The sequence below is a fragment of the Gordonia sp. NB41Y genome (assembly GCF_030718915.1).
Classification (GTDB): domain Bacteria; phylum Actinomycetota; class Actinomycetes; order Mycobacteriales; family Mycobacteriaceae; genus Gordonia; species Gordonia desulfuricans.
On the sequence record NZ_CP132196.1, the window covers coordinates 5,534,629 to 5,560,604 of the forward strand.

General features: G+C 66.3%; 22 protein-coding genes, 1 tRNA gene and 2 rRNA genes. 22 read left to right on the forward strand and 3 right to left on the reverse strand.

Annotation, left to right across the window (positions count from 1 at the left end; genetic code table 11):
• Positions 1–116: 116 nt before the first annotated feature.
• The 22 genes from Q9K23_RS24220 to Q9K23_RS24325 all read left to right on the forward strand — a co-directional run bounded on the left by Q9K23_RS24220 (position 117) and on the right by Q9K23_RS24325 (position 23,803).
• Positions 117–3,247, forward strand: a 23S ribosomal RNA gene (locus tag Q9K23_RS24220).
• Positions 3,248–3,363: 116 nt separating this feature from the next.
• A 5S ribosomal RNA gene (rrf, locus tag Q9K23_RS24225) occupies positions 3,364–3,480 on the forward strand.
• A 430-nt stretch (positions 3,481–3,910) separates the two neighbouring features.
• The gene (locus tag Q9K23_RS24230) at positions 3,911–6,088 is read left to right on the forward strand and encodes an HAD-IIA family hydrolase (protein WP_053777960.1); all 2,178 of its coding nucleotides are present in this window, start codon (positions 3,911–3,913) and stop codon (positions 6,086–6,088) included.
• 16 nt (positions 6,089–6,104) lie between these two features.
• Positions 6,105–6,374, forward strand: a complete 270-nt coding sequence (locus tag Q9K23_RS24235; protein ID WP_020791000.1) for a hypothetical protein — start codon at positions 6,105–6,107, stop codon at positions 6,372–6,374.
• Positions 6,375–6,385: 11 nt separating this feature from the next.
• Positions 6,386–7,303 (forward strand): TlyA family RNA methyltransferase, encoded by a 918-nt coding sequence (locus Q9K23_RS24240; protein ID WP_020790999.1) that lies wholly within the window; start codon positions 6,386–6,388, stop codon positions 7,301–7,303.
• Between the two features lie 34 nt (positions 7,304–7,337).
• A complete protein-coding gene (locus Q9K23_RS24245) occupies positions 7,338–8,384 on the forward strand; it encodes an NAD kinase (RefSeq protein ID WP_020790998.1) in 1,047 nt (348 codons plus the stop codon).
• A 1-nt stretch (position 8,385) separates the two neighbouring features.
• Positions 8,386–10,134: a DNA repair protein RecN gene (gene recN / locus Q9K23_RS24250; RefSeq protein ID WP_020791002.1), complete on the forward strand. Its 1,749-nt coding sequence runs from the start codon at positions 8,386–8,388 to the stop codon at positions 10,132–10,134.
• 95 nt (positions 10,135–10,229) lie between these two features.
• Positions 10,230–11,417, forward strand: coding sequence for a putative cytokinetic ring protein SteA (gene steA / locus Q9K23_RS24255; protein ID WP_053777961.1), 1,188 nt, complete (start codon positions 10,230–10,232; stop codon positions 11,415–11,417).
• A 3-nt stretch (positions 11,418–11,420) separates the two neighbouring features.
• Positions 11,421–12,338 carry a copper transporter gene (locus Q9K23_RS24260; protein WP_053777962.1) on the forward strand — a complete coding sequence of 306 codons (918 nt, stop codon included), beginning with the start codon at positions 11,421–11,423 and terminating at the stop codon, positions 12,336–12,338.
• Between the two features lie 158 nt (positions 12,339–12,496).
• A complete protein-coding gene (locus tag Q9K23_RS24265; RefSeq protein WP_174519087.1) occupies positions 12,497–14,263 on the forward strand; it encodes a CTP synthase in 1,767 nt (588 codons plus the stop codon).
• Positions 14,260–14,928 carry an NUDIX hydrolase gene (locus Q9K23_RS24270; RefSeq protein WP_053777963.1) on the forward strand — a complete coding sequence of 223 codons (669 nt, stop codon included), beginning with the start codon at positions 14,260–14,262 and terminating at the stop codon, positions 14,926–14,928. The genes Q9K23_RS24265 and Q9K23_RS24270 overlap by 4 nt, the downstream gene beginning before the upstream one ends.
• Positions 14,929–14,951: 23 nt before the next feature.
• Positions 14,952–15,869 carry a site-specific tyrosine recombinase XerD gene (gene xerD / locus Q9K23_RS24275; RefSeq protein WP_305950313.1) on the forward strand — a complete coding sequence of 306 codons (918 nt, stop codon included), beginning with the start codon at positions 14,952–14,954 and terminating at the stop codon, positions 15,867–15,869.
• Positions 15,870–16,046: 177 nt separating this feature from the next.
• The gene (locus tag Q9K23_RS24280) at positions 16,047–16,949 is read left to right on the forward strand and encodes a ParA family protein (RefSeq protein ID WP_053777980.1); all 903 of its coding nucleotides are present in this window, start codon (positions 16,047–16,049) and stop codon (positions 16,947–16,949) included.
• Complete coding sequence (locus tag Q9K23_RS24285; protein WP_261978022.1) at positions 16,946–17,935, forward strand: segregation/condensation protein A; 990 nt, start codon at positions 16,946–16,948, stop codon at positions 17,933–17,935. Before Q9K23_RS24280 ends, Q9K23_RS24285 begins: the two co-directional genes overlap by 4 nt.
• Entirely contained in the window at positions 17,932–18,837 is a 906-nt protein-coding gene (scpB, locus tag Q9K23_RS24290; RefSeq protein ID WP_020790087.1) for an SMC-Scp complex subunit ScpB, read from the forward strand. Before Q9K23_RS24285 ends, scpB begins: the two co-directional genes overlap by 4 nt.
• 2 nt (positions 18,838–18,839) lie before the next feature.
• Positions 18,840–19,850, forward strand: coding sequence for a pseudouridine synthase (locus Q9K23_RS24295; protein ID WP_053777964.1), 1,011 nt, complete (start codon positions 18,840–18,842; stop codon positions 19,848–19,850).
• Positions 19,847–20,530 (forward strand): (d)CMP kinase, encoded by a 684-nt coding sequence (gene cmk / locus Q9K23_RS24300; RefSeq protein ID WP_020790076.1) that lies wholly within the window; start codon positions 19,847–19,849, stop codon positions 20,528–20,530. The genes Q9K23_RS24295 and cmk overlap by 4 nt, the downstream gene beginning before the upstream one ends.
• A 5-nt stretch (positions 20,531–20,535) precedes the next feature.
• The gene (gene der / locus Q9K23_RS24305; RefSeq protein WP_053777983.1) at positions 20,536–21,975 is read left to right on the forward strand and encodes a ribosome biogenesis GTPase Der; all 1,440 of its coding nucleotides are present in this window, start codon (positions 20,536–20,538) and stop codon (positions 21,973–21,975) included.
• Positions 21,976–22,112: 137 nt separating this feature from the next.
• A complete protein-coding gene (locus tag Q9K23_RS24310) occupies positions 22,113–22,376 on the forward strand; it encodes a putative membrane protein (protein ID WP_020790072.1) in 264 nt (87 codons plus the stop codon).
• Between the two features lie 84 nt (positions 22,377–22,460).
• Positions 22,461–22,534 (forward strand) — tRNA-Pro (locus tag Q9K23_RS24315).
• A gap of 135 nt (positions 22,535–22,669) precedes the next feature.
• Entirely contained in the window at positions 22,670–23,134 is a 465-nt protein-coding gene (locus Q9K23_RS24320; RefSeq protein ID WP_053777965.1) for a hypothetical protein, read from the forward strand.
• Positions 23,135–23,326: 192 nt separating this feature from the next.
• Positions 23,327–23,803: a DUF4145 domain-containing protein gene (locus Q9K23_RS24325; RefSeq protein ID WP_305950314.1), complete on the forward strand. Its 477-nt coding sequence runs from the start codon at positions 23,327–23,329 to the stop codon at positions 23,801–23,803.
• A 12-nt stretch (positions 23,804–23,815) separates the two neighbouring features.
• Here the strand turns inward: Q9K23_RS24325 and Q9K23_RS24330 are convergent, their stop codons facing one another.
• From Q9K23_RS24330 to Q9K23_RS24340, 3 genes are all read right to left on the reverse strand, one after another.
• Positions 23,816–24,073: a hypothetical protein gene (locus Q9K23_RS24330; RefSeq protein WP_020790088.1), complete on the reverse strand. Its 258-nt coding sequence runs from the start codon at positions 24,071–24,073 to the stop codon at positions 23,816–23,818.
• Between the two features lie 48 nt (positions 24,074–24,121).
• Entirely contained in the window at positions 24,122–24,538 is a 417-nt protein-coding gene (locus Q9K23_RS24335; protein ID WP_152972827.1) for a hypothetical protein, read from the reverse strand.
• A 90-nt stretch (positions 24,539–24,628) separates the two neighbouring features.
• Positions 24,629–25,837, reverse strand: coding sequence for a phage major capsid protein (locus Q9K23_RS24340; protein ID WP_020790086.1), 1,209 nt, complete (start codon positions 25,835–25,837; stop codon positions 24,629–24,631).
• Positions 25,838–25,976 lie beyond the last annotated feature (139 nt).

A 25,976-nucleotide genomic window follows, 5' to 3' on the forward strand; every position in this document is an offset into this window, starting at 1 on the left:
AACTGTTTTTGGTTTGTGTGTTTTGTTCGAGTTTGTTCTCAAGAACGTGTCTAATTTCGGTCCTCACGTGATGATGGTCTGTGACTGTTGTGTGTGGGGGTTGTTGTTAGGTGTTGTTGTAAGTGTTTTAGGGCGTTCGGTGGATGCCTTGGCACCAGGAGCCGATGAAGGACGTGGTAGGCCGCGATAGTCCTCGGGGAGTTGTCAAACGAGCTGTGATCCGAGGGTGTCCGAATGGGGAAACCCAGCACGAGTGATGTCGTGTTACCACCAGCTGAATGTATAGGCTGTGTGGGGGGAACGTGGGGAAGTGAAACATCTCAGTACCCATAGGAAGAGAAAACAATTGTGATTCCGTGAGTAGTGGCGAGCGAAAGCGGATGAGGCTAAACCATGCGCATGTGATACCGGGTAGGGGTTGTGTGTGTGGGGTTGTGGGGAGTGTCTTTCCTGATCTACCTGTCAGGACGTGAGTCAGAAAATCGCATGTTAGGTGAAGTGGCCTGGAATGGTCTGCCGTAGACGGTGAGAGTCCGGTAACTGAAAGCGTGTGGTCTTGCGTGATGTTTTCCCAAGTAGCAGCGGGCTCGTGGAATCTGCTGTGAATCTGCCGGGACCACCCGGTAAGCCTGAATACTTCCTGGTGACCGATAGCGGACTAGTACCGTGAGGGAAAGGTGAAAAGTACCCCGGGAGGGGAGTGAAATAGTACCTGAAACCGGACGCTTACAATCCGTCAAAGCCTGTGCACCTTCGGGTGGTGGGTGATGGCGTGCCTTTTGAAGAATGAGCCTGCGAGTTAGTGCTCGGTGGCGAGGTTAACCCGTGTGGGGTAGCCGTAGCGAAAGCGAGTCTGAATAGGGCGTTGAGTCGCTGGGTCTAGACCCGAAGCGAAGTGATCTACCCATGGCCAGGGTGAAGCAGCAGTAAGATGTTGTGGAGGCCCGAACCCACTTCAGTTGAAAATGGAGGGGATGAGTTGTGGGTAGGGGTGAAAGGCCAATCAAACTTCGTGATAGCTGGTTCTCCCCGAAATGCATTTAGGTGCAGCGTTGCATGTTTCTTACTGGAGGTAGAGCTACTGGATGGCCGATGGGCCCTACTAGGTTACTGACGTCAGCCAAACTCCGAATGCCGGTAAGTGAGAGTGTGGCAGTGAGACTGCGGGCGATAAGGTTCGTAGTCGAGAGGGAAACAGCCCAGATCGCCGGCTAAGGCCCCTAAGCGTGTACTAAGTGGAAAAGGATGTGGGGTCGCGAAGACAACCAGGAGGTTGGCTTAGAAGCAGCCACCCTTGAAAGAGTGCGTAATAGCTCACTGGTCAAGTGATCCTGCGCCGACAATGTAGCGGGGCTCAAGTACACCGCCGAAGCCGCGGCACTCCACCATGACATCCGCGATCCTCTACGGGGGGTTGTGTAGTGGGTGGGGTGGGTAGGGGAGCGTCCTGCATCCGTGGAAGCGCCGGAGTGATCTAGGTGTGGAGGGTGTGGGAGTGAGAATGCAGGCATGAGTAGCGAAAGCAGAGTGAGAAACTCTGCCGCCGGATGACCAAGGGTTCCTGGGCCAGGCTAATCCGCCCAGGGTGAGTCGGGACCTAAGGCGAGGCCGACAGGCGTAGTCGATGGACAACGGGTTGATATTCCCGTACCCGTGTATCCGCGCCCATGCTGAATCAGTTGTACTAACCATCCAAATCCCAATGGACTGCCTTCGGGTAGCCGGCGGGGGCTGCATGGGACCTTGGCTGGTAGTAGGCAAGCGATGGGGTGACGCAGGAAGGTAGTGGGGCCAGTGAGTGGTTGTACTGGTGTAAGCCTGTAGGGCGAGTGGTTGGTAAATCCGTCACTCATGATGCCTGAGAGGTGATGCGTAGCCGTTGTGGCGAATTCCATGATCCTATGCTGCCGAGAAAAGCCTCTAGTGAGTTGGTACACGGCCCGTACCCCAAACCAACACAGGTGGTCAGGTAGAGAATACTAAGGCGATCGAGAGAACTGTGGTTAAGGAACTCGGCAAAATGCCCCCGTAACTTCGGGAGAAGGGGGACCACGATTGGTGAACACTTTTTCGGTGGGAGCTGGTGGTGGTCGCAGAGACCAGAGAGAAGCGACTGTTTACTAAAAACACAGGTCCGTGCGAAGTCGTAAGACGATGTATACGGACTGACGCCTGCCCGGTGCTGGAAGGTTAAGAGGACCGGTTAGTGGGATTCGTCCCGCGAAGCTGAGAATTTAAGCCCCAGTAAACGGCGGTGGTAACTATAACCATCCTAAGGTAGCGAAATTCCTTGTCGGGTAAGTTCCGACCTGCACGAATGGCGTAACGACTTCTCTGCTGTCTCAACCACAGACTCGGCGAAATTGCATTACGAGTAAAGATGCTCGTTACGCGCGGCAGGACGAAAAGACCCCGGGACCTTCACTATAGCTTGGTATTGGTGTTCGGTTCGGTTTGTGTAGGATAGGTGGGAGACTGTGAAGTGGGCACGCCAGTGTTCATGGAGTCGTTGTTGAAATACCACTCTGATCGTATTGGACTTCTAACCTCGGACCCTGATCGGGTTCAGGGACAGTGCCTGGTGGGTAGTTTAACTGGGGCGGTTGCCTCCCAAAATGTAACGGAGGCGCCCAAAGGTTCCCTCAGCCTGGTTGGCAATCAGGTGTTGAGTGTAAGTGCACAAGGGAGCTTGACTGTGAGACGTACATGTCGAGCAGGGACGAAAGTCGGGACTAGTGATCCGGCACCAACGTGTGGAAGTGGTGTCGCTCAACGGATAAAAGGTACCCCGGGGATAACAGGCTGATCTTCCCCAAGAGTCCATATCGACGGGATGGTTTGGCACCTCGATGTCGGCTCGTCGCATCCTGGGGCTGGAGTAGGTCCCAAGGGTTGGGCTGTTCGCCCATTAAAGCGGCACGCGAGCTGGGTTTAGAACGTCGTGAGACAGTTCGGTCTCTATCCGCCGCGCGCGTTAGAAACTTGAGGAAACCTGTCCCTAGTACGAGAGGACCGGGACGGACGAACCTCTGGTGTGCCAGTTGTTCCGCCAGGAGCATTGCTGGTTGGCTACGTTCGGAAGGGATAACCGCTGAAAGCATCTAAGCGGGAAGCCTGTTCCAAGATGAGGTTTCTCTCCCTCTTGAAGGGTTAAGGCCCCCTACAGATCATGGGGTTGATAGGCCAGAACTGGAAGCCTGGTAACAGGTGTAGGTGACTGGTACTAATCGGCCGAGGACTTACAACAACACTCTTACATTTTTGTGAGTGGGTTTGATGGAGATGGTTTTGCGCATCCACTATGTACTTCTGAAACAATGCACGCATGATAGTGCGGACGCGTGAGCGTTTGTTTCATAGAGTTTCGGCGGCTATAGCGGTGGGGAAACGCCCGGTCCCATTCCGAACCCGGAAGCTAAGCCTGCCAGCGCCGATGGTACTGCACTTTAGTCAGTGTGGGAGAGTAGGACACCGCCGAACAATTTTTTGGGGATGCCCCGCAGCCTTTTGGTTGCGGGGTATTTCTCGTTGTTGGGGTGTTTTTTGTGTTGTGGTCGGGCGGGCAGAGTGTCGTCGGACATGGGTGGACGGTGACCGAGTTCCTCGGTGTGGTGCCTGAACCTCAGGGGTGTCTGGGGTTGCCTGGGGTGCCTGAAAGTAGGGGAAGCCGTGTTTCCCCGAGGTTCGTGTTCTTCCCCGTGGTGTAACCCGGGGAGGGTGGCGAAACTGGGGGAAGGATCCTTCCCCTGGTTTCAGGTCCGAATGTGGCTGACGTGATGACCGGGGATGAGCCGTTCTCCGCGATTCGACGACGGATCCACGACGCGGAATGGGTGAGGCACAGAATGAGTGGGGTTCGGCGCGTGGGTGGTGTCGGCGAGGCGAGTGTGGAGGGCATAGATTGGCAGGCATGAACGATCGCGATCGCAATCGGGGCCGGCGACCGGAACGGTCGTCCGGACGACCGCAACGCTCCTCGGGCAGGCCCGAACGAACCAGTAGGCCGGAGCCGCGCGCCGATGAGCCGCAACTACCCGTTGACGTGGCGGCATCGGATCTCGACGGTGCAGTCCGTCGCGACCTCCTGACGCTGGACAAGGCCACGGCCGAGATCGTTGCCCGGCATCTGGTGATGGTGACCCAGCTTCTGGACGAGGACCCGATGCTGGCCCTTGCACATGCACGTGCAGCGCGTCGTCGGGCCACACGGGTCGGCGTGGTCCGTGAGACCGCCGGTATCGCCGCCTACTCCGCGGGAGAGTGGCAGGAGGCCATCTCCGAGCTCCGGGCCGCACGCAGGATCACCGGCAGTGCTGCGCTGCTCCCGCTCATCGCCGACGCAGAGCGCGGCCTGGGACGCCCCGACCGCGCCATCGAGATCGCCCGCAGCGACGAGGGACGGCAACTCGCGGGTGAAGAGGCCACCGAGATGCGGATCGTCGAAGCCGGCGCCCGCATGGATCTCGGTGAGCCGCAGAAGGCGATCGTCACCCTGCAACGTGAGGATCTCTCACCGGCGCGTACCGGAACCACCGCTGCTCGTCTCTTCTACGCGTACGCAGCCGCACTCGAGGCCGCCGGCCGTGCCGACGACGCCCTCACCTGGTTCATGAACGCCGCATCCGCCGACGTCGAAGACGCCACCGACGCCGAGTTCCGTCTCATGGAGCTCTCCGGCGGCACTCCTGATCTCGACGGAGTCGAGTCCGACGCCGCAGACGAGGACGTGGCTCCGGCACCGGCAGCCGACAGCGTCGTGGCAGAGCCGGTGGCCGAACCGGCATCTCCCGAACCGCAGACGCCCGCGCGGGTGGCGGCGGAGCCGGAGCCTGCGGTGGCCGAGCCTGTAGCGGCTGAGCCCGTTGTCAGCGAGCCAGTTGTGACGAAGCCTGTTGCCGCTGAGTCTGTCTCCGCCGAGCCCGTTGAGACCAAGCCTGTGGCTGTCGAGACAGCCGATGTCGTGGTACCCGAACCGGCCGCAGAGCCGGTGCGTGAGGTCGCCGCAGAACCGGTGGTCGAAGCCGCCCCTGAGCCGGTGCGTTCGACCCGGAAGTCGCGGCGTCCACCGTCGGGTTCGCTCGTCGCCGGATACGACGCACTGCTGCTGGATCTCGACGGGACGGTCTTCGCCGGGCACAGCCCGGTGCCCAACGCGGCCGAGACCCTCGAGCGGCTGGATCTGCCGACGTTCTTCGTCACCAACAATGCGAGCCGCCGCCCCGATGCCGTCGCCGAGCACCTCACCGAGCTGGGCTTCACCGCCACGCCCGAGCAGGTGGTGACGAGTGCGCAGAGCGGCGCGCGATTGCTCGCCGAGCATCTCGAACCCGGCTCGCGCGCACTGGTTCTCGGTTCCGAGGGACTGGTGCAGGAGGTTCGTGAGGTCGGGATCGCGGTGACCCGCAGCGCCGACGACCGGCCGGCGGCGGTGATCCAGGGCTACTCCCCGGACACCGGCTGGGCCGAACTGTCGGAGGCGGCCCTCGCCATCCGGGCCGGGGCGCTGTGGATCGCCACCAACGTCGACGCGACCCTGCCGTCGGAGCGTGGACTGCTGGTCGGCAACGGCTCGCTGGTCGCCGCGGTCGCCAACGCGACCGGTCAGGAACCGCTGGTGGCCGGCAAGCCCGCCGCCCCCTTGATGGCCGATGCGATCGCACGCAGCGGTGCCGACGCCCCGCTCGTCATCGGCGACCGCCTCGACACCGACATCCAGGGTGCGCATTCGGTGGGCCTCGACAGCCTGCTCGTGCTCACCGGTGTCAGCACCGCGTCGGATCTGCTGAACGCCCCGCCGGAGCAGCGGCCGACCTTCGTCACCGCCGATCTGGCCGGTCTGCTGACCCCGGTGGAGTCCGCGCGCATCGCGCCGAACGCCGACTGGGCGGTCCGCGCCGAGAAGAACACCATCACCATCGAGTCCGCCGGACCGAAGGCCGACCCGACGTCGATGCTCCCGGCCCTGGCCGCTGCGGTGTGGGCGCTCGCCGATGCCGGCGCGGTGGATCTGACCGAGCTGATCGTCGTCGGATCCGACGAGTCGACCGGTGCGGCGCTGACCGCACTCGGCGTGGTGTCCGAACGCTGACGTCAGGGAGGACCGCATGACCACTCCGCCCCGTCCGAACCCGCAGATGATGCCGGGTTCGCGGCCGACCGGACCCGGTGTGCACCAGATCGACCCCGAGCTGGCCACCACGGTGACCGCCCGGGTACGGGAGTTGCTCGACCAGGTCGACCAGATCAGGTCGGAACAGACCGAGTCGGGGTCCGGCGAGAGCTTCGACCTCGTCGCCCTGGCCCGGCAGACCAACCTGCTCGAGGAGGCCCACGACGTGCTGACCTCCACCCTGTCCGAACTGGATCGTCGATGAGGAGTAGCTGAGTGGCGGCGCGAGCCCGGCTGGATGCCGAACTGGTCCGACGTGGACTGGCGCGCTCCCGCGAACAGGCGCGTGAGCTGGTCGACGGCGGCATGGTCAAGGTCAACGGGGTGGTTGCGACCAAACCTGCGACCAACGTCGGCAAGGACACCCCGATCGTCCTGATCGACGACGCCGCCAAGGACGACTGGGCATCGCGGGGCGCCCACAAACTACTCGGTGCGCTCGAGGCGTTCGAGCCGCAGGGCCTCACCGTCGGCGGCCGACGCTGCCTGGATGCCGGGGCGTCCACCGGTGGGTTCACCGATGTGCTGCTGCGCCGTGACGCGCGGGAGATCGTCGCCGTCGACGTCGGCTACGGCCAGCTGATCTGGCGGCTGCAGAACGACCCCCGCGTGGATGTCCACGACCGCACCAACGTCCGACACCTGAACGCCGCCGACATCGGCGGTGAGGTCGACCTCGTGGTCGCCGACCTGTCGTTCATCTCGCTGTCGTTGGTGCTGCCGGCCTTTGTCGCATGCGTGCGGCCGGGGGCCGATCTGATCCCCATGGTCAAGCCGCAGTTCGAGGTCGGCAAGGAACGTGTCGGCGCCGGTGGCGTGGTGCGCGATCCGGAACTACGGGTGGCCGCGGTCGCCAAGGTCGTCGCCGAGGCACGACGACTCGGCCTGCAGTTGCGGGGCGTCACCGCCAGCCCGCTGCCGGGACCGTCGGGCAACGTGGAGTACTTCCTCTGGTTGCGACGGCCGGACGGCGAACTGTCGGAATCGGAGGCTATCGTCAGTACCGGTCTCGGGGAAGGCGATGACGATCATCGCGCGGACGATCACCGCGATCCGGGGGTGCTCGACACCGCCGCAGTGGAACCGGAGACGCTCGCGATGATCCGGCAGGCCGTCGCCGACGGCCCCGCCTGATCCGGAGACGACCGCCTACGACGAAGGGAAGTCTGTGGACAACGCATCGGTAGCGGAGGCCCGACCGGCATCCGGCACCGACCATCGGGAGTTCCTCGTGGTTGCCCACACCGGTCGGGAGGTCGTGACCGAGACCATCGCGTCCATCGCCCGGCACTGTGCCGAGGCGGGTGTGACCTTGCGGGTGGTCGATCACGACATCCAGCCCGATCCCGATCCGGAGAGCGAGGCCCGCGCCTATCCGCAGTCGGCGGGACTGCCCGGTGCGCCGGTTCGTCAGACCCGCAATCCGGTCGACCCGGACCAGCTGCGTCGGATCGGCGTCGACGTGGAGGTCACCGAAGGTGATGCCGAGTCGGCCGAGGGCTGCGAGATCGTCATCGTGCTCGGTGGCGACGGCACGTTCCTGCGGGCCGCCGAACTCGCCTATCCGGCCGGGGTGCCGGTCCTCGGGATCAATCTCGGCCACATCGGGTTCCTGGCCGAGGCCGAGGCCCACCGCGTCGACGAGGTGATGCGTCAGCTGATCGATCGCGACTACCGCATCGAGCACCGTATGACCCTCGACGTCACCGTCATCGACCCCGCCCGGCCGGAGCGTGAACAACTCCGCAGCTGGGCGCTCAACGAGGTCGCCATCCTCAACCGCACCAACACCGGGGTACTCGAGCTGGTCACCGAGGTCGACGGACGGCCGGTGTCGGCGTTCGGCGCCGACGGTGTGCTGGTGTCCACCCCGACCGGCTCGACCGCGTATGCGTTCTCCGCGGGCGGCCCGGTGATGTGGCCCGATCTCGAGGCCATCCTGGTGGTGCCGAGCAATGCCCATGCGCTGTTCGCGCGCCCGATGGTGACCAGCCCCCGATCGCGGATCGCGGTCGAGGTGGACAAACTCGGGCGGGCCGCGGTGGCGCTGTGTGACGGTCGCCGGCGACTCGACGTCCCGGCCGGGGCGCGGGTGGAGGTGGTCCGCAGCGACCGCTCGGTGCAATGGGTACGGATCGATTCCGATCCGTTCGCCGATCGTCTGGTGCGCAAATTCGATCTGCCGGTGACCGGCTGGCGGGGGAGGCAGACCTAGCGTGCTCGAAGAACTGTCGATCGCGGGACTCGGCGTCATCGACTCCGCGTCCGCGTCGTTCCCCGCCGGATTCACCGCGCTGACCGGTGAGACCGGTGCCGGTAAGACCATGATCGTGACCAGCCTGCGGTTGCTCTCGGGTGGGCGTGCCGACGCCGGGCGGGTGCGTTCGGGCAGTCCCAAGGCGACCGTCGAGGGCCGATTCCGGGTGGTCGGCGCCGACGGCGAGCTGTCGGCCGACATCGCCGAACTCGTTGAGTCCAGCGGCGCCGAACTCGACGAGGACGGCACCGTCATCGCGATCCGCACGGTCGGCGCCGACGGCCGATCCCGCGCCCACCTGGGTGGACGGTCGGTGCCGGTCGGTGTGCTGGGCAAGCTGGTCAGCTCGGTGCTCACCGTCCACGGACAGAACGACCAGCTGCGCCTGCTGCGTCCGGAACGTCAGCGCGCGGCCCTGGACACCTTCGCGGGCAGTCGGGCGCAGAACGCGCTGACCGCCTACCGCAAGGCCCGCGAACAGTGGGTCACCATCCTCGACGAGCTCGACGCCCTGCGCGCCAACTCACGCGATCTCGCGCAGGAGGCCGACCGGCTGCGGTTCGGCATCGACGAGATCAACGCGGTGAACCCCCAGCAGGGGGAGGACGAGGAACTCGCCGACACCATCCGACGGCTCAGCGACCTCGAATCGATCCGGTCCGCCGCGGCCGGATCGCAGGACGTCATCGCCGGGGACGCCGGATCGGTGATCGAGGGACTCGGGCAGGTGCGCTCACTCCTGGAGGGCGCCGCCGATGCCGAACTGCAACGACTGGCCGGCCGCGTCGGCGAGGCACTGACCGTCGTCACCGACATCGGCGCCGAGCTCACCGACTTCCTGTCCGGGCTGCCCGGTGATGCCGACGCCCTCGACCAGTTGCTGAGCCGTCAGGGCGAGCTCAAGTCGCTGGTGCGCAAGTACGCCCCCGACATCGACGGTGTGATCGCGTGGCGGGACGAGTCCACCGAGCGACTCGCCCAGATCGACGACCCGCAGGCGAGTATCGACGAGCTCGAACGACGCTCGGAGATCGCGCGCACCGCCGTCGCCGAGGCTGCCGGCAAGCTGCACACCGTCCGGGCCAAGGCGGCGTCGTCGATGGCATCGAAGGTGTCCAAGGAGCTGGCCGGTCTGGCGATGGGGGATGCGACCCTGGCCGTCGACGTCGCACTCGAGGCCCCGGGCGCCGACGACCGGTTGACCATCACCGTGGGTGACAAACCCGCGCATGCGGGGTCCGACGGCGCCGACCGGATCGAGTTCGCGCTGGTGCCGCACAAGGGCGCCCGGCCGCTGCCGATCGCCACCTCGGCGTCCGGCGGTGAGCTCTCGCGCGTGATGCTGGCATTGGAAGTGGTTCTGGCCGAACCGACTTCGGGTTCGGCGATGGTCTTCGACGAGGTCGACGCCGGTGTCGGCGGTCGTGCGGCGGTGGAGATCGGACGGCGCCTGGCACGACTGGCGCGCGCCCATCAGGTGATCGTGGTGACCCATCTGCCGCAGGTGGCGGCCTTTGCCGACAACCATCTGGTGATCGGCAAACATTCCGGAAAGGGCGCCGCGCAGACCAGCACCGTCCGCGCCCTCGACCGCGACGAGCGGATCGCCGAGCTGGCCCGGATGCTCGCCGGCCTGGGCGAATCCGACACCGGCAAGGCGCACGCCGAGGAACTCTTGACCACTGCTGAGGGAGAAAAAGACTCCTGAGACTCAAGTTCTGGATGGGATGCCTGTGACAAAAGTTGCGTGTGTTACGGCGCGCCTCCTGGGTTTGCCGTCGCGATGAGCTGATCATTGCGGGCATGAAGATGCCTGCACTGCTCGCGCGGAACACCGAAGAACTGCCTGGCGTCATCGGAGTCGCCAGAATCGACAAGAACACCAAACGTCTGCTGGAACGGGTCGGGCCCGGGGACATCGCGATCCTCGACGAGGTCGACCTCGACCGGGTGACCGCCGACGCGCTGGTGGCGGCCAATGTGGTCGCCGTGGTCAACGCGTCGTCGTCGATCAGTGGCCGCTATCCCAACCTCGGTCCCGAGGTGCTGGTCGCGTCGGGCATCGTGCTGCTCGACGAGGTCGGCACCGAGGTGTTCAAGCGGGTCAAGGACGGTGCCAAGATCCGCCTGCACGACGACCGCATCTTCGTCGGCGAGCGGCGCCTGGCCAAGGGCATCACCCTCGACGAACCCGACATCGCGAGCATGATGATCGACGCCAAGACCGGCCTCGTCGATCACCTGGAGGCGTTCTCCGGCAACACGATCGAGTTCATCCGCAGCGAATCGCCGCTGCTGGTCGACGGTGTCGGCGTGCCCGACATCGACGTCTCGCTGGTCGGCAAGCATGTCGTGGTGGTCGCCGACGGGCTCGACCACGCCGCCGATCTCAAGTCGCTCAAGCCGTTCATCAAGGAGTACGCACCGGTGCTGGTGGGCGTCGGCGCGGGTGCCGACACCCTGGTCAAGGCCGGCTACAAGCCTGCGGTGATCGTCGGCGACCCCGACGACATGAAGGCCGCCACCCTCAAGTGCGGTGCGCAGGTGGTGCTGCCCGCCGACACCGACGGCCACGCCCCCGGGCTCGAACGCATCCAGGACCTCGGCATCGGTGCCACCACCTTCCCGGCGGCCGGATCCGCCGGCGACCTCGCCCTGCTGCTGGCCGACTTCCATGGCGCCGATCTGATCGTCACCGTCGGCTACGGCGGCAGCCTCGACGACTTCTTCGACCGTTCCCGGCGGGAGAGTGCGCCGTCGACCTTCCTCACCCGACTCAAGGTGGGCCCCAAACTGGTGGACGCCAAGGCCGTGGCGACGCTGTACCGCAGCCGGGTGTCCGGCGCGGCGATCGCCTGTGTCGTCCTGGCCGCACTGGTCGCCGTGATCGCCGCGGTGATGCTGTCGAGTGCCGGTGCCGACGTCACCGACTGGATTGTCGCGCAATGGAACCAGCTCGTCGAGTGGGTTCGGGGAGTCTGGAACAGGTAACGCATGATCACGATTCGCCAGCACGTCATCTCACTGGTGGCGGTGTTCCTGGCACTGGCCCTGGGACTGTTCCTGGGGTCGGGTTTCGTCGGTGACCGGATGAACTCGCTGACCGGGACCAGTCGTGACCGGATCGGGGACCTCGAGCGCGAGCGCGATGCCCTCAACGATCAGGTCAATGCCGCCAACAGCTTCGACGCCGCGATCGCCCCCCGGGTGATCGCCGGTCAGCTGCGCGGTCAGACGGTCCTGGTGGTCACCACGCCGAACGCCGCCGACTCCGACATCACCGCGGTCAAGGAGTCGATCTCCGCCGCCGGTGGGGCCTTCGGGGGGCAGATCGGCCTCACCGACACCCTGATCCGCGACGACAAGTCCGAACAGTTGCGCACCATCGTCGACCAGACCATCCCGGCCGGCGCCACGCTGCGCACCGAACTCGTCGACTCCGGCGGGCGGGCCGGTGATCTGCTCGGCACGGTACTGCTGCACCGTGCGGGTCAGCCGGCGGCCGCGACGAACGACCGCACCACCGCATTGCAGACCCTGCGCGAGGGCGGGTTCATCAGCTACGTCGACAACGCGATCAAACCGGCCGATCTGGTCGTGTTCGTCTCCGGTGATGCGCTCCCGACCGATTCCGGCGCCCAGGGACAGGTCACCGCACGCCTCGCCGCGGCGATGACCGCCCGCGCCCAGGGCGGCGCCTTCGTCGGCCGTACCGGCTCGGCCGGTGGCGGCTCACCGATCGCGGTGATCCGCTCCGACCCGGCGTTGCGCAACGCGGTGTCGACCGTCGACGACGTCGATCAGCAGACCGGTCTGATCACCACGGTGCTGGTGCTCAACCAGGAAAGCGACGGCAAGACCGGGGCTTATGGCACCGGTGCCGGTGCCACCGCGATCACCGTCGGAGCCTGATCGGCTTCGGTCCGCCGACCCGGAGAGTGGCGCACCCCACGTATCCCATGCCGCCGATCTCGGTGTGGTGGCAAGGGAACCGGGTCGGTGGTGTTAGGCTGGAGTCCCGTAGGTGAGCAGGCTTTCAGGACCTGATCCGGCCGACGGGAGACTTTCTTTTGCGACCTCTTCGCCATGTCAACACTGACACGAAGCATATTTTTGTCACAGGCGGTGTGGCCTCGTCACTCGGCAAGGGGCTGACCGCCTCAAGTCTTGGGCAGCTACTGACCGCACGTGGCCTCCGCGTGACGATGCAGAAGCTCGATCCGTATCTGAACGTCGATCCAGGAACGATGAATCCGTTCCAGCACGGCGAGGTGTTCGTCACCGAGGACGGTGCCGAGACCGACCTCGACGTCGGACACTATGAGCGGTTCCTCGACCGCAACCTCTCGCAGTCGGCGAATGTGACCACCGGACAGGTGTATTCGACCGTCATCGCCAAGGAGCGTCGCGGCGAGTACCTCGGTGAGACAGTGCAGGTGATCCCGCACATCACCGACGAACTCAAGTCGCGGGTGCTCGCGATGCGTGAGCCCGACGCCGACGGGCACGCCCCGGATGTGGTGATCACCGAGATCGGTGGCACCGTCGGCGACATCGAGTCGCTGCCGTTCATCGAGGCCGCCCGTCAGATCCGCCACGATGTCGGCCGTGACAACATCTTCTTCCTGCACGTCTCGCTGGTGCCCTACCTGGCGCCGTCGGGGGAGCTGAAGACCAAGCCGACCCAGCATTCGGTGGCCGCGCTGCGCAACGTCGGCATCCAGCCCGACGCGCTGATCCTGCGCTGCGACCGGGACGTGCCGGAGGGGCTGAAGAAGAAGATCGCGCTGATGTGCGACGTCGACGTCGAAGGCGTCATCTCCACCCCGGACGCGCCGTCGATCTACGACATCCCCAAGGTGCTGCACAGCGAGCAGCTCGACGCCTACGTGGTGCGCAAGCTGGGTCTGCCGTTCCGTGACGTCGACTGGACCGAGTGGGGCGAGCTGCTGCACCGCGTGCACGACCCGCGCGAGACCGTGCGGATCGCGCTCGTCGGCAAGTACGTCGACCTGCCCGACGCCTACCTGTCGGTGACCGAGGCGATCCGCGCCGGCGGCTTCGCCTGGCGTGCGCGTGCCGAGATCAAGTGGGTGCCCTCCGACGAGTGCGCCACCGAGGCCGGTGCGCAGGCCGCGCTGTCCGACGTCGACGGCATCCTGGTGCCCGGTGGCTTCGGTATCCGCGGCATCGAGGGCAAGCTCGGTGCGATCTCCTATGCCCGTCGCCGCGGCATCCCGCTGCTGGGGCTGTGCCTGGGCCTGCAGTGCATCGTGATCGAGGCGGCCCGGTCGGTGGGTCTGACCGACGCGAGCTCCGACGAGTTCGACCCGGACACCCCGCACCCGGTGATCTCGACCATGGCCGATCAGCAGGACGCCGTGTCCGGTGAGGCCGATCTGGGCGGCACCATGCGACTGGGTGCCTACCCGGCGAAGCTCACCAAGGGTTCGCTGGTGGCCAAGGCATACGGCACCACCGACGTCTCCGAGCGTCACCGCCACCGCTACGAGGTCAACAACGCCTACCGCGACAAGATCGCCGAGTCGGGTCTGCAGTTCTCCGGCACCTCGCCGGACGGACATCTGGTGGAGTTCGTCGAGTACCCCGCCTCGGTGCACCCGTTCCTGGTGGGCACACAGGCCCACCCGGAGCTCAAGAGCCGGCCCACCCGCCCGCATCCGCTGTTCCGCGACTTCATCGACGCTTCGCTGAAATACAAGGCAGCCGAACGTCTTCCGGTTGATCTCGGTGAGTTCGATCCGTCGGATGCCGCCCCGGACGCCGTCGTCGAGGTGGCTGCGGTGGCCGCCGCCGAGGAGGGCGAACAGGATTGACCGACGCACCGTCCGGCCCCGGCACGCACGGGTTCGATGTCCACGACTCGCGCACGGTGTACACCGGCGCGATCCTGGCGCTGCGCGTCGACGACGTCGAGATGCCCGGCGGCCGGATCGCCGAACGGGAAGTGGTCGAACACTACGGTGCGGTGGCCGTCGTCGCCCGTGACGCGCAGGGACGGATCGCGATGGTCCGTCAGTACCGCCACCCGGTGGGACGGCGTCTGCTCGAACTGCCCGCCGGACTGCTCGACCAGTCCGGCGGGGAGTCGCCGGTGGACGCGGCACGCCGCGAGCTGGCCGAGGAGACCGACCTCGCGGCCGGGCACTGGCGGGTACTGGTCGACCTGACGCTCTCGCCCGGTTTCACCGACGAGGCGCTGCGTCTGTATCTCGCCACCGACCTGACATCACTGGCCGCGGCCGAACGCACCGACGAAGAGGCCGACATGGCCGTGGAGTGGGTGCACCTCGACGACGCGGTGGCCAAGGTGTTCGCCGGGGAGATCGTCAACGCGACGGCGGTCGCCGGGGTGTTGGCGGCCGCGGCCGCCGATCGCGGCGCCGCCCCGTTGCGTGAGGTGTCGGCGCCCTGGCCGGACGAGCCGGGTGCCCTGCGCGCCCGAAAGGCCCGCGAGGGCTCGGATCCGACCGGCGGGTGAGGGGAGTGTCCACGGGTGCGCGCGTGAGCATCGACGATGCGGTTGCGCGCTATCTGGACCATCTCACCGTCGAGCGGGGCGTCGCGGCCAACACCCTGGCGTCCTACGGGCGCGACCTCGAACGGTATCGGCGCTACCTCGCCGACCGTCGGATCGACGGGCTCGACGAGGTGTCCGAGGCCGACGTCCGGGAGTTCCTGGTGGCATTGCGTCGCGGTGATCCCGACGCCGGCCACGATCCGCTCGCCGACAGCTCGGTGGCGCGAACCCTGGTGGCCACCAGAGGTTTTCACAAGTTCGCCGCCGCCGAGGGAATCGTCGTCGACGACGTGGCGCACGGGGTGCGGCCACCGGCACCCGCCCGGCGCCTGCCCAAGGCGCTGCCGGTGGCCGACGTGGTGCGCATCCTGGAGACCGCGGGCGCCGGAGATCATCCACGCGCCCTGCGGGATCGGGCTCTGCTCGAACTGCTCTACAGCTGCGGGGCCCGCATCTCCGAGGCCACCGGGCTCGACATCGACGACATCGACACCGAACTGCGTGCGGTGCGGTTGCACGGCAAGGGCGGTAAGGAACGCCTGGTGCCGATCGGCGGTCCGGCGGTGGAGGCACTCGACGCCTACCTGGTGCGGGGCCGGCCCTCGTTGATCTCCCGCGCGACGCCGGCGATGTTCCTCAACGCCCGCGGGGGCCGGCTCACCCGGCAGGGGGCGTGGCAGGTACTCGCCGGGGCGGCCGAACGCGCCGGACTCGAGCAGAGCGTCTCCCCGCACACCCTGCGGCACAGCTTTGCCACCCACCTGCTCGACGGCGGCGCCGACGTCCGGGTGGTGCAGGAACTGCTCGGGCACGCATCGGTGACCACCACGCAGGTCTACACCCTGGTCACGGTCAACACGATGCGTGAGGTCTACGCCACTGCCCATCCGCGGGCACGGTGAACGGCGATGCTCCGCCGGTTCCCGGCGCCAACGCACTAGGCTGACACAAGGGTTCGAGACGAGTCGTCGACAACCGGCAGAGAAAGGGGCGTCGCACCTGTGAGCATTCCGACCACACGGCAGGACGGCGTCTCCGGCGACGATCAGTTCCGTCTCGATGATCAGTATCGCCTGGAGGTGCCCACGAACACCGGTGTCGACGAGACCGAAAAAGCTGGTCAGACAGCTCCGAAAGCCGAGATCGGGCCGACCGGCCGGCCGTACCGTGCGGTGCCGGTCCCCACTCCGCTCGAGCGTCACGGCCCCGCCACCGTGATCGCGGTGTGTAACCAGAAGGGCGGCGTCGGCAAGACGACGTCGACGATCAACCTGGGAGCCGCGCTCGCCGAGTACGGCCGTCGGGTGCTGCTGGTGGATCTCGATCCGCAGGGAGCGCTCTCGGCGGGACTGGGTGTGCCTCATCACGAGCTGGACGAGACCGTCTACAACCTGCTGGTGCCGCCGCATGCGGCCACCGACGACGTCCTGATGCGCACCCGGGTGGACGGACTCGACCTGCTGCCGAGCAACATCGACCTGTCTGCGGCGGAGATCCAGCTGGTCACCGAGGTGGGCCGCGAACAGGCCCTTGGCCGGGCATTGCATCCGGTACTCGACCGCTACGACGTGGTGCTGATCGACTGCCAGCCCTCGCTGGGGCTGCTCACCGTCAACGCCCTGGCCTGCTCGGACACCGTCCTGATCCCGATGGAGTGTGAGTACTTCAGCCTGCGTGGGCTGGCGCTGCTCAACGACACCATCGAAAAGGTGCACGACCGTCTCAACCCGCGGCTCGACGTCGGCGGAATCCTGGTCACCATGTTCGACGCCCGCACCCTGCATTCGCGTGAGGTGATGGCGCGCGTGGTCGAGGTGTTCGGCGAGAAAGTGTACGACACCGTCGTCTCCCGGACCGTCCGGTTCCCGGAGACGAGCGTCGCCGGTGAACCGATCACATCGTGGGCGCCCAAGTCCGCCGGCGCCGAGGCATACCGTGCCCTGGCGCGTGAGGTGATCGCGCGCAACGTCAAGCAGGCATGACCGAACCGGCCACCGACGAGGTTCCCGACGTCCCGGCCGACATTCCGGCAGACGGTATCCCGGCAGAGGGTATTCCGGCAGACGGTTCAACGCCGTCGGGAGATGCCGTACCGTCGGGCGACGCTGCGGTCACCGGGGGAACCCATACCCCGACGGCGACCGCCGACGGTGAATCGGCGCAGAAGGGTGCCGAGGAGACCGGATTCCGGGTCAAACTCAAAAACTTCGAGGGGCCCTTCGATCTGCTGCTGAACCTGATCAGCCAGCATCGGATGGACGTCACCGAGGTGGCGTTGCACGAGGTCACCGACGACTTCATCGCCTACACCAAACAGATGGGGCCGGAACTCGGCCTGGAGCAGACCACCGAGTTCCTCGTCGTCGCCGCGACCCTGCTCGACCTCAAGGCGGCGCGACTGCTGCCGTCCGGCGAAGTGGACGATCCCGAGGATCTGGCCCTGCTGGAGGCCCGCGACCTGCTGTTCGCGCGGTTGCTGCAGTACCGCGCCTACAAACAGGTGGCGGCGTTGTTCGGTGAGCTCGAGGCCGCCGCCCTGCAGCGCTATCCGCGCTCGGTGTCGTTGGAGGACCGCTACGCCGACCTGCTGCCGGAGGTACAACTCGGCGTCGACGCCGACGGGTTCGCCCAGGTGGCCGTCGCGGCGATGCGTCCGCGGCCGGTCCCGACCGTGGGTCTCGACCACCTGCACGACGTGCACCAGGTGTCGGTGCCCGGGCAGGCCCGCCGGATGGCGGCGCTGCTCAGCGCAGCCCCCGATGACTGGCTGAGCTTCCGGCAGCTCACCGCCGACTGTGCCACCGGGCTCGAGGTGGTGGGCAGCTTCCTGGGACTGCTGGAGTTGTTCCGGGAGCGGGCGATCTCCTTCGATCAGCCGGAGGCGCTGGGGAATCTGCGCGTGAGCTGGTCCGGGGAACGCGCCCCCGGAGAGTTGAGTTTCGAGCGGGCCGAGGAGGACTACGAGTGAGCGAGACCGACGAGGTTCCCGAGATGGACGACCCGGAATCGAGCGCCGGCGACCTGGTTGCCGGCGAGCCGGATGCAGGGGAGTCGGCGCGCGTCGACACCGTCGACTCCGCAGAACCTGACATCCCTGCCGAGCCCGGTGTCCCTGCCGAGCCGGAGACACCGGTCGTTTCCGAGCCGCCGGTGGTCCTGGAGGACACCGCGGTACTCGACGAGCCGGGGGAGGCCGCCGAGATCGCCCTCGATGACGCGTCGCTGCGGGCGGCGCTGGAGGCGGTGCTGCTCGTCGTCGACACCCCGGCCACCTCCGACGAGCTGGCGAGCGCCGTCGACTCCGACAAGCGCCGGGTCACCGACATGCTCAACCGGATGTCGTCGGAGCTCACCGAACGGGGCAGCGGCATCGACCTGCGCTTCGCCGGGGATGGCTGGCGTTTCTACACCCGCACCGACTACGCCCCCTATGTCGAACGTCTCCTTCTCGACGGTGCACGGTCCAAGCTCACCCGTGCCGCGCTCGAGACACTCGCGGTGGTGGCCTACCGCCAGCCGGTCACCCGTGCCCGGGTGAGCGCGATCCGCGGTGTCAACGTCGACGGCGTGATCCGCACACTGGTGGCCCGTGGCCTGATCAACGAGGTGGGCACCGAGCCGCAGACCACCGCAACCACCTACGGCACCACCGACCTGTTCCTCGAACGACTCGGGCTGGCGTCCCTGTCCGAGCTGCCCGATCTGGCACCGCTGCTGCCCGACGTCGACCTCATCGACGACCTCGACGAGGAACTGCTCGCCGATCCCCGATTCGCCAAACTCGCGGGCAAAGCGTCAGACTCGGAGGGGGCGTCGGACGACGGGTCGTCGGCCGGGGCCCGATCAGATACCCCCGACATACAGGACTGAACATGGCAACCGCTGGCCGAGATGGCACACCGGGACCGCGCAAGCGAGGCAAACCCACCGCGAAGAGCGGGGCGGGTCAGCCCAAACGCACCGGCAAGAAGCCCACGCACCGAGGCGCCGCCGGCGTCGGTGGGGCCGAGCACCGGGGCAAGAAGAGGCATCGTAAGGGCAGTTCACAGCCTGATGTGAACGCCGGACGCATTCGGCTCAACAATGCGAAGCCCGCTCGGCACCAGACGGTGTCCGCCGGCACCGACGACGGTGGTGCGACCTACGTCGCCGACGGCGTCCGGTTGCAGAAGGTGCTCGCCCAGGCCGGCGTGGCCTCGCGGCGTGGCGCCGAGGAGATGATCGCCGCCGGTCGCGTCGAGGTGGACGGCGAGATCGTCACCGAACAGGGCCTGCGGATCGACCCCGACACCGCGGTGATCCGCGTCGACGGTGCCCGCGTCATCATCGACGAGACCCGTCAGTATCTGGCACTGAACAAGCCCAAGGGCTGGCAGTCGACCATGTCCGACGACCAGGGCCGTCCCTGCGTCGGTGACATCGTCGCCGAGCGCGTGATGGCGGGCCAGCGCCTGTTCCACGTCGGCCGCCTCGACGCCGACACCGAGGGTCTGCTGCTGCTGACCAACGACGGCGAGCTGGCCCATCGTCTGATGCACCCCTCGTACGAGGTGCCCAAGACCTACATCGCCACCGTGCGTGGTGAGGTGCTGCGCAACCTGGGCCGCACCCTGCGTGAGGGTGTGGAACTCGAGGACGGTCAGGTCTCGGTGGACAGCTTCACCGTGCTGGCCGTGCACGAGGGACAGTCGCAGGTCCGGATCACCCTGCACGAGGGCCGCAACCGGATCGTGCGCCGCCTGATGGAGGCCGTCGGACATCCGGTCCAGGCGCTGGTGCGTACGCACATCGGCACCGTCACCCTCGGCGAGCAGCGGCCGGGCAGCCTGCGTGTGCTCGGGCGCGACGAGGTGGGTGCGCTGTACAAGGCGGTCGGTCTGTGAACGCCGGCGTGATCGCCATCGACGGTCCCGCCGGGACCGGTAAGTCGACCATCTCGAAGCTGTTGGGCGACAAGGTCGGTGCCCACTATCTCGACACCGGCGCGATGTACCGCGCGGCGACCCTCGCGGTGTTGCGGGCCGGAGTGCCCGCCGACGACGCCGATGCGGTGACCGCCGTGGTGGATGCCGCCGACATCGTCTTGCAGCCCACCGGGACCGGTGCGTCACGGGTGCTGCTCGACGGCGAGGACGTGTCCGGGCCGATCCGCACCGACGAGGTGACCGCGAATGTGTCTGCGGTGTCGGCGATCCCGGCGGTTCGCACCAAACTCGTGGACCTGCAGCGCCGCCAGGCCGAGAACGAACTGCTGGTGGTGGAAGGGCGTGACATCGGGACCGTGGTGTTCCCGGATGCGGTGGTGAAGATCTTCCTCACCGCCACCCCGGAGGCGCGCGCGCTGCGTCGTCATCGGCAGAATCTGGCCGCCGGCCGGCCCAGTGATCTCGACGAGGTGCTCGCCGCGGTGAACCGCCGCGATCATCTCGATTCCACCCGTGCGGTGTCGCCGCTGCGTCCGGCCGACGACGCGATCATGGTGGACACCAGTGACATGACCCTGGAGCAGGTGCTCGACCATCTGGTCGACCTGGTCCGGGCGAGGATCGGAGTTGCATCGTGACCGACATCGGCGATCAGCAGTCCAGCGACATCACCGCATTGCCCGGAGACGGCACCTGGTCGGATGAATCCGATTGGGAAATCGGTGATTTCGATGCACTCGACGAGTTCGGGGAATTCGAGCGGGTCTCCGAGGTGGCCATCGTCGGCCGGCCGAACGTGGGCAAGTCGACGCTGGTGAACCGCATCCTCGGCCGACGTGAGGCCGTCGTCGAGGACATCCCGGGTGTCACCCGCGACCGCGTGTCGTACTCGGCGTCGTGGTCGGGTCGACGGTTCAGCGTCGTCGACACCGGCGGATGGGAACCCGACGCCAAGGGGCTGCAGCAGGCCGTCGCGGCGCAGGCCGAGCGGGCGATGAACACCGCCGACGTGATCGTCGTCGTGGTGGATGCCACCGTGGGTGCCACCGCCACCGACGAGGCCGTGGCGCGCGTGCTCCGGCGGTCCAAGACCCCGGTCATCCTGGTGGCCAACAAGGTCGACAGCGAGCGTCTGGAGGCCGAGACCGCGTCGTTGTGGTCGTTGGGTCTCGGCGAACCGTATCCGGTGTCGGCGGCCCATGGCCGTGGTGCCGGTGATCTTCTCGACGTGATCTTGGCGAAGCTGCCCACCACCCCGCGTGAGGTGTCGGGGCAGCTCGGCGGACCGCGTCGTGTGGCGCTGGTCGGCAAGCCGAACGTCGGCAAGAGTTCGCTGCTGAACAAGCTGGCCGGATCCGAGCGTTCGGTGGTCGACAATGTCGCGGGCACCACCGTCGACCCGGTCGACGAGCTCATCGAGCTCGGCGGCAGCACCTGGCAGTTCGTCGACACCGCCGGTCTGCGCCGCAAGGTGCGTACCGCCAGCGGTCACGAGTACTACGCGTCGCTGCGGACACGCGCGGCGATCGACGCCGCGGAGATCGCGATCCTGCTGATCGACGCGTCGCAGCCGATCACCGAGCAGGACCTGCGGGTGCTGTCGATGGTGATCGAATCCGGTCGCGCCCTGGTGATCGCGTTCAACAAGTGGGATCTGGTCGACGAGGACCGTCGCTACCAGCTCGACAAGGAGATCGACCGTGAGCTCGCCCGCGTCCCGTGGGCACGTCGCGTGAACATCTCGGCCATGACCGGTCGCGCGGTGCAGAAGCTCGTGCCGGCCCTGGAGTCGTCGCTGGAGTCGTGGGACAAGCGCGTGTCCACCGGCCCGCTGAACACCTGGCTCAAAGAGGTCATCGCCGCCAATCCGCCGCCGCTGCGCGGTGGTCGGCAGCCGCGCGTGCTGTTCGCCACCCAGGCGTCGGTGCGTCCGCCGACCTTCGTGCTGTTCAGTACCGGGTTCCTCGAGGCCGGCTACCGCCGCTTCCTGGAACGTCGTCTGCGCGAGCAGTTCGAGTTCGACGGCTCGCCGGTGCGGATCAACGTGCGTGTGCGCGAGCGGCGGGACCGGCGCAAGCGCTGACCGCCGCTCTGGCCATACCCCCTCGACGACGCTCCCTCGATCCGGTGCATCACGCACCCGACCGGGGGAGCGTTGCGATCGGATCACCCTGTGCCAACCCCGAACACAGGCACCGGCAGCTGTGTGATACTGCCCACATGATCCTCATCGGAATCATCGTCTTCGGAATCCTCGTGGGCTTCCTCGCCCAGCTCATCCTCGGCCGCAAGCGCGCCAGCCTGGACTGGGGACTCGCATGCGCCACCGGACTCGCCGGCGCATTCCTCGGCGGGGTCTTCGCCAGCGTCGTCACCGGCCATGGAATGGGGTGGAGCTGGCCCGGCCTGATCGGCGCGGTGGCAGGTTCTGTGATCTTGACCGCACTCTGGCAGTGGTATCAGCAGACCTCCGAACAGGAGTAAGCGCCCAAAACCGCCTCTGACCAGCCGATTGGTCCCAGACGGGGGTGGTCGGCTAATGTCATCTAGGCCTTCTTCGGAAGGCAACGGGCTGTGGCGCAGTTTGGTAGCGCACTTGACTGGGGGTCAAGTGGTCGCAGGTTCAAATCCTGTCAGCCCGACCGTCTGACCAGCACTTATGTGCTGGTTCAGGGTCATCGCGCAATAAGCGCGCAATAGCGGCCTCGGCTCGTTGGAAGTCGGGGCCGTTTTGCGTTGCGGGTCATCGTGTCAGGGTGCCCGACTATCGTGCTCACATGACTACTGACGACTACGTGCGGCGAACTGCCGAGGCTTTCAACCGAGCGAGAGAGCTGAACGAGCGCGCCGTGCCGATGGGGTATGCGGTGCTCACGACTGCCGGGGAGGAGAGGTCCCAGAGTGGTCGGGTGTTCGAGTCTCATTACGCGGTTAGGCCGTTTGGTACGGAGGACGGTCGAGCGGACCGGTACTTCCCCGACATTGAAGCGGTTGCGGAGTACATCGGCTATTTGGAGACACTGCCGTGGTGGACGCTTGATCTGACTGACAGTTCGATTGAGGTGGACGGTGTGCGTAGGACCATCACAGTCAAGGAGACAGGGCAGGTGCATGACCTGTCCGGCGGTTGGCTGTCGCTCGGCGGCAGGAGTAGGAGCGGTGTCATTGGTGACGGTTTGACCTCGCTGTCCATCCGCGCCGACGAACCTCCAGCGTTCGGTCGCTGGCGCAAGGAGGTGTGACCAGTGCCGAACACGGTTTGCTGGCACTGCAACGCACTTACGAGCCACGAGTTGGTGGACGGTAGTGCCGCTCAGAGCCACGATGATCCAAAGGTGCGTGACGGTTACATTGCCGTTTACGGCGCTTTCAAATGCGCTTCGTGCAAAGCTCTCGCCATCGGCATAAAAGTGGTTGAGGTCCAACGTGAGTGGATGCGTACCATCGAGCAGACGTTCTTGATGCATGGAGTCGACTTCTGGATGCCACGGCCGGGCGCTACCAAGACCTATGACGATGTGCCGCCAAAGATTGCGGATTCCGCCACTGAGGCGTTCGAATGCCACGCGGCGCAGCACTACCGCGCGTCGATCTTGCTGGCGCGAGCTGTCATCGAGGCAACCGCCAAAGACAAGGGGATATCGAACGGTGTTCTCAAAGCGAAGATTGATGAGATGTTCGCGAAGAGCCTTGTCCGCGAACACATCAAGGACGGTGCTCACAGCATCCGCGACCTCGGCAACGAGATGGCACACGGCGACTTTGCTCAACCGGTCACCGAGGAAGATTCCCAGATGGTGATTGCCCTCATGGAGGAGATCCTCGTGGAGGTCTACCAATCGCCTGCGAAGGTTGCGAAGGCCAAGGCGGCGGTGGCTGCTCGGAAACAGCAGGGCCAGGTCACTCCGTAGAGGCGGGTTTCGTCACCGCGTCACCGGCAGGATCTCCAGGTCCTCGGTGACGCGGTACGTCGCTCGGTTGCCGCGCTCCCGACCCTTGGCGTTCGGCCCGTCTGGCTTCACCACCACGGTGTAACCGGATTCACGTGCCTGCCCGTCCGGCTCGTGGCTTGGGACCTGCTGCGCCGAGGTGACTCGGACCTCTCCGGTGTCGGGAAAAATCGACACGGTGATGTCGGTGCCGTCAATAGCGAGCTGAACGCGTTTGCGGTGTGGTCCCATGCCTGAGATTCTGTCAGGTCGCCAGTGCGGCCGACACCAGCTCATTGTCTACGACTCGGACCGAGTCCTCCGCTCAGGGACGACCAACTGCGCACCTGCGGGGAGCGGCGACGGCGACAGTTGCAGCGACTCCCGAAGATTGGCGCGGACCAACTCCAGCACAGGTGAAAGATCCATCGACCCCGTCCGCTTCCGCTCCGCGAAGAACTCCAGCACAGCCTGGACCTCATCATCGGTGCCGATCATCAGAATGTCGTTCAGTGCCTCCCAGACCGAATCGTCCGGCTCGGGATTGCTGAGAGCGGCCACCAGTGACTTGGCAGTTCGGAGACTGAGTTCGGTCCGCAACGCCCGCTGCTCGGAGAGGCCCTCGCGTTTCAGCGCTAGCCGGTGGGTCAGGAGGCCGCCGATACAGACACCGGCGAACCCGGAAAGCGCGGTGATACAGGCGATGACGATAGACATGTGGAGATCTTGCCACCCCACCAATGCCAGGCGGCCCCGGATCTCCAGGAGGACCGAGGCCGCCAGTCGTGCGGTGGTGTGCGGTGGGACTTACTCCGCGGTGTCGATACGGACGATTGCCTCCGGCCGGGTGGCCGCGATCTCGAACCGGCCCTCCAGGCGGCAACGGATGAAGTTCTTCACGAAATCATCGTTGGACTTGTCCCACTCCACCCGGATACGCGCGCCGGGGTCGGAGTAGAGCGCCACCGCGTCCGCGCCGAGGAGGTAGGCCGTCTCGGCCGGGAGCTGGGTGGAGACCACGGTGGGCACTCCCCAGAGCCGCGACTCGGCACGGTCGAACGGTGCCCGCACGTTCTGGAACTCACCGGACCCCGAGGTGGTGGCCAGGTCGATCTCCTCCAGCGCGCTCGGGCTCACGACGAACACCGAGCCCTGGTAGCCCAGGTTCTCGATCTTGGTCAGTGCGCGGCGGGTGGTGGTGAGCAGATCCACGCCGAACGCCTGGGCCTGGACGCCGGAGGTCCCGGCCAGACCGTGCAGCTCACCGGCCGCGCCGGTGTCGTTGAACAGTGCGTTTTCCACCGCGAACCCGAGGCCGAACTCCATTTCGGCCTGGATGAACGCGGTGAGGTTCGGGATGTCCTGGAGGTCGTACTCGAATACGGGCTCGGAGACGTGGGCGACCACCTGGAGAGTGCGGTCCACGGTGGAGATTCCATAGACGCTCTCGGGCTTGGTGGCTCCCTTGGCGACCACCGCGGCGTTGTTGCTCCGGCTGGTCTGCTGGAGGAACCGGAACGACGGGGCCGACGCCGCGATGACGGGGATCTTGTCCAGCACGGTGGCCGGACGGCCGAGCGGTGCCAGGCCGGGTGCGGTGATTGCCACCGCGGTCCCGTTGCTCACCGTGAGAGCTTTTAGGCCGCCACCCTGGGGAGCGCCGATCTTGACGGCCAGCTCGGCACCGGCGGCCTTCATGCCCGCCGAGGTGAGGTAGGTCTTGCCCGCTGCGCCGACGCCGCCGGCAATGCTGCCGTTTTCGTGGTCGATGGTGCGCATGTCGCCCGAACCGAGGCCGCCACCGGAGCGGCGCTCCTTACGGCCCGCCAGCTCGGCGTCGATTGCCTTGACGTGCGAGACCACCTGGCCCGCGCGTTCGATGTCCGCGCCGTCCTTGGACTTCTTGGCCAGGAACGCCTGGCCCTCACGGGCAAGCTCGGCGCGACGTGCGCGGAGTTGGTCGTCGGTCTGGTCGTAGAAGCTGAATCGGCCGTCCTGGCCGGGGAGATGAGTCACTGGGACCTCCTGGGGGAGTGTTGGAGGTCCGCCCGTCGTCGGCGGCGCTCTGGAGGGAGGACACCGACGACGGACGAACCGTTCTGTGAGTGCGCACTCCCGGATAGCGGCCGTCGCGGTGGTCTGGCCGTCTCAGCGG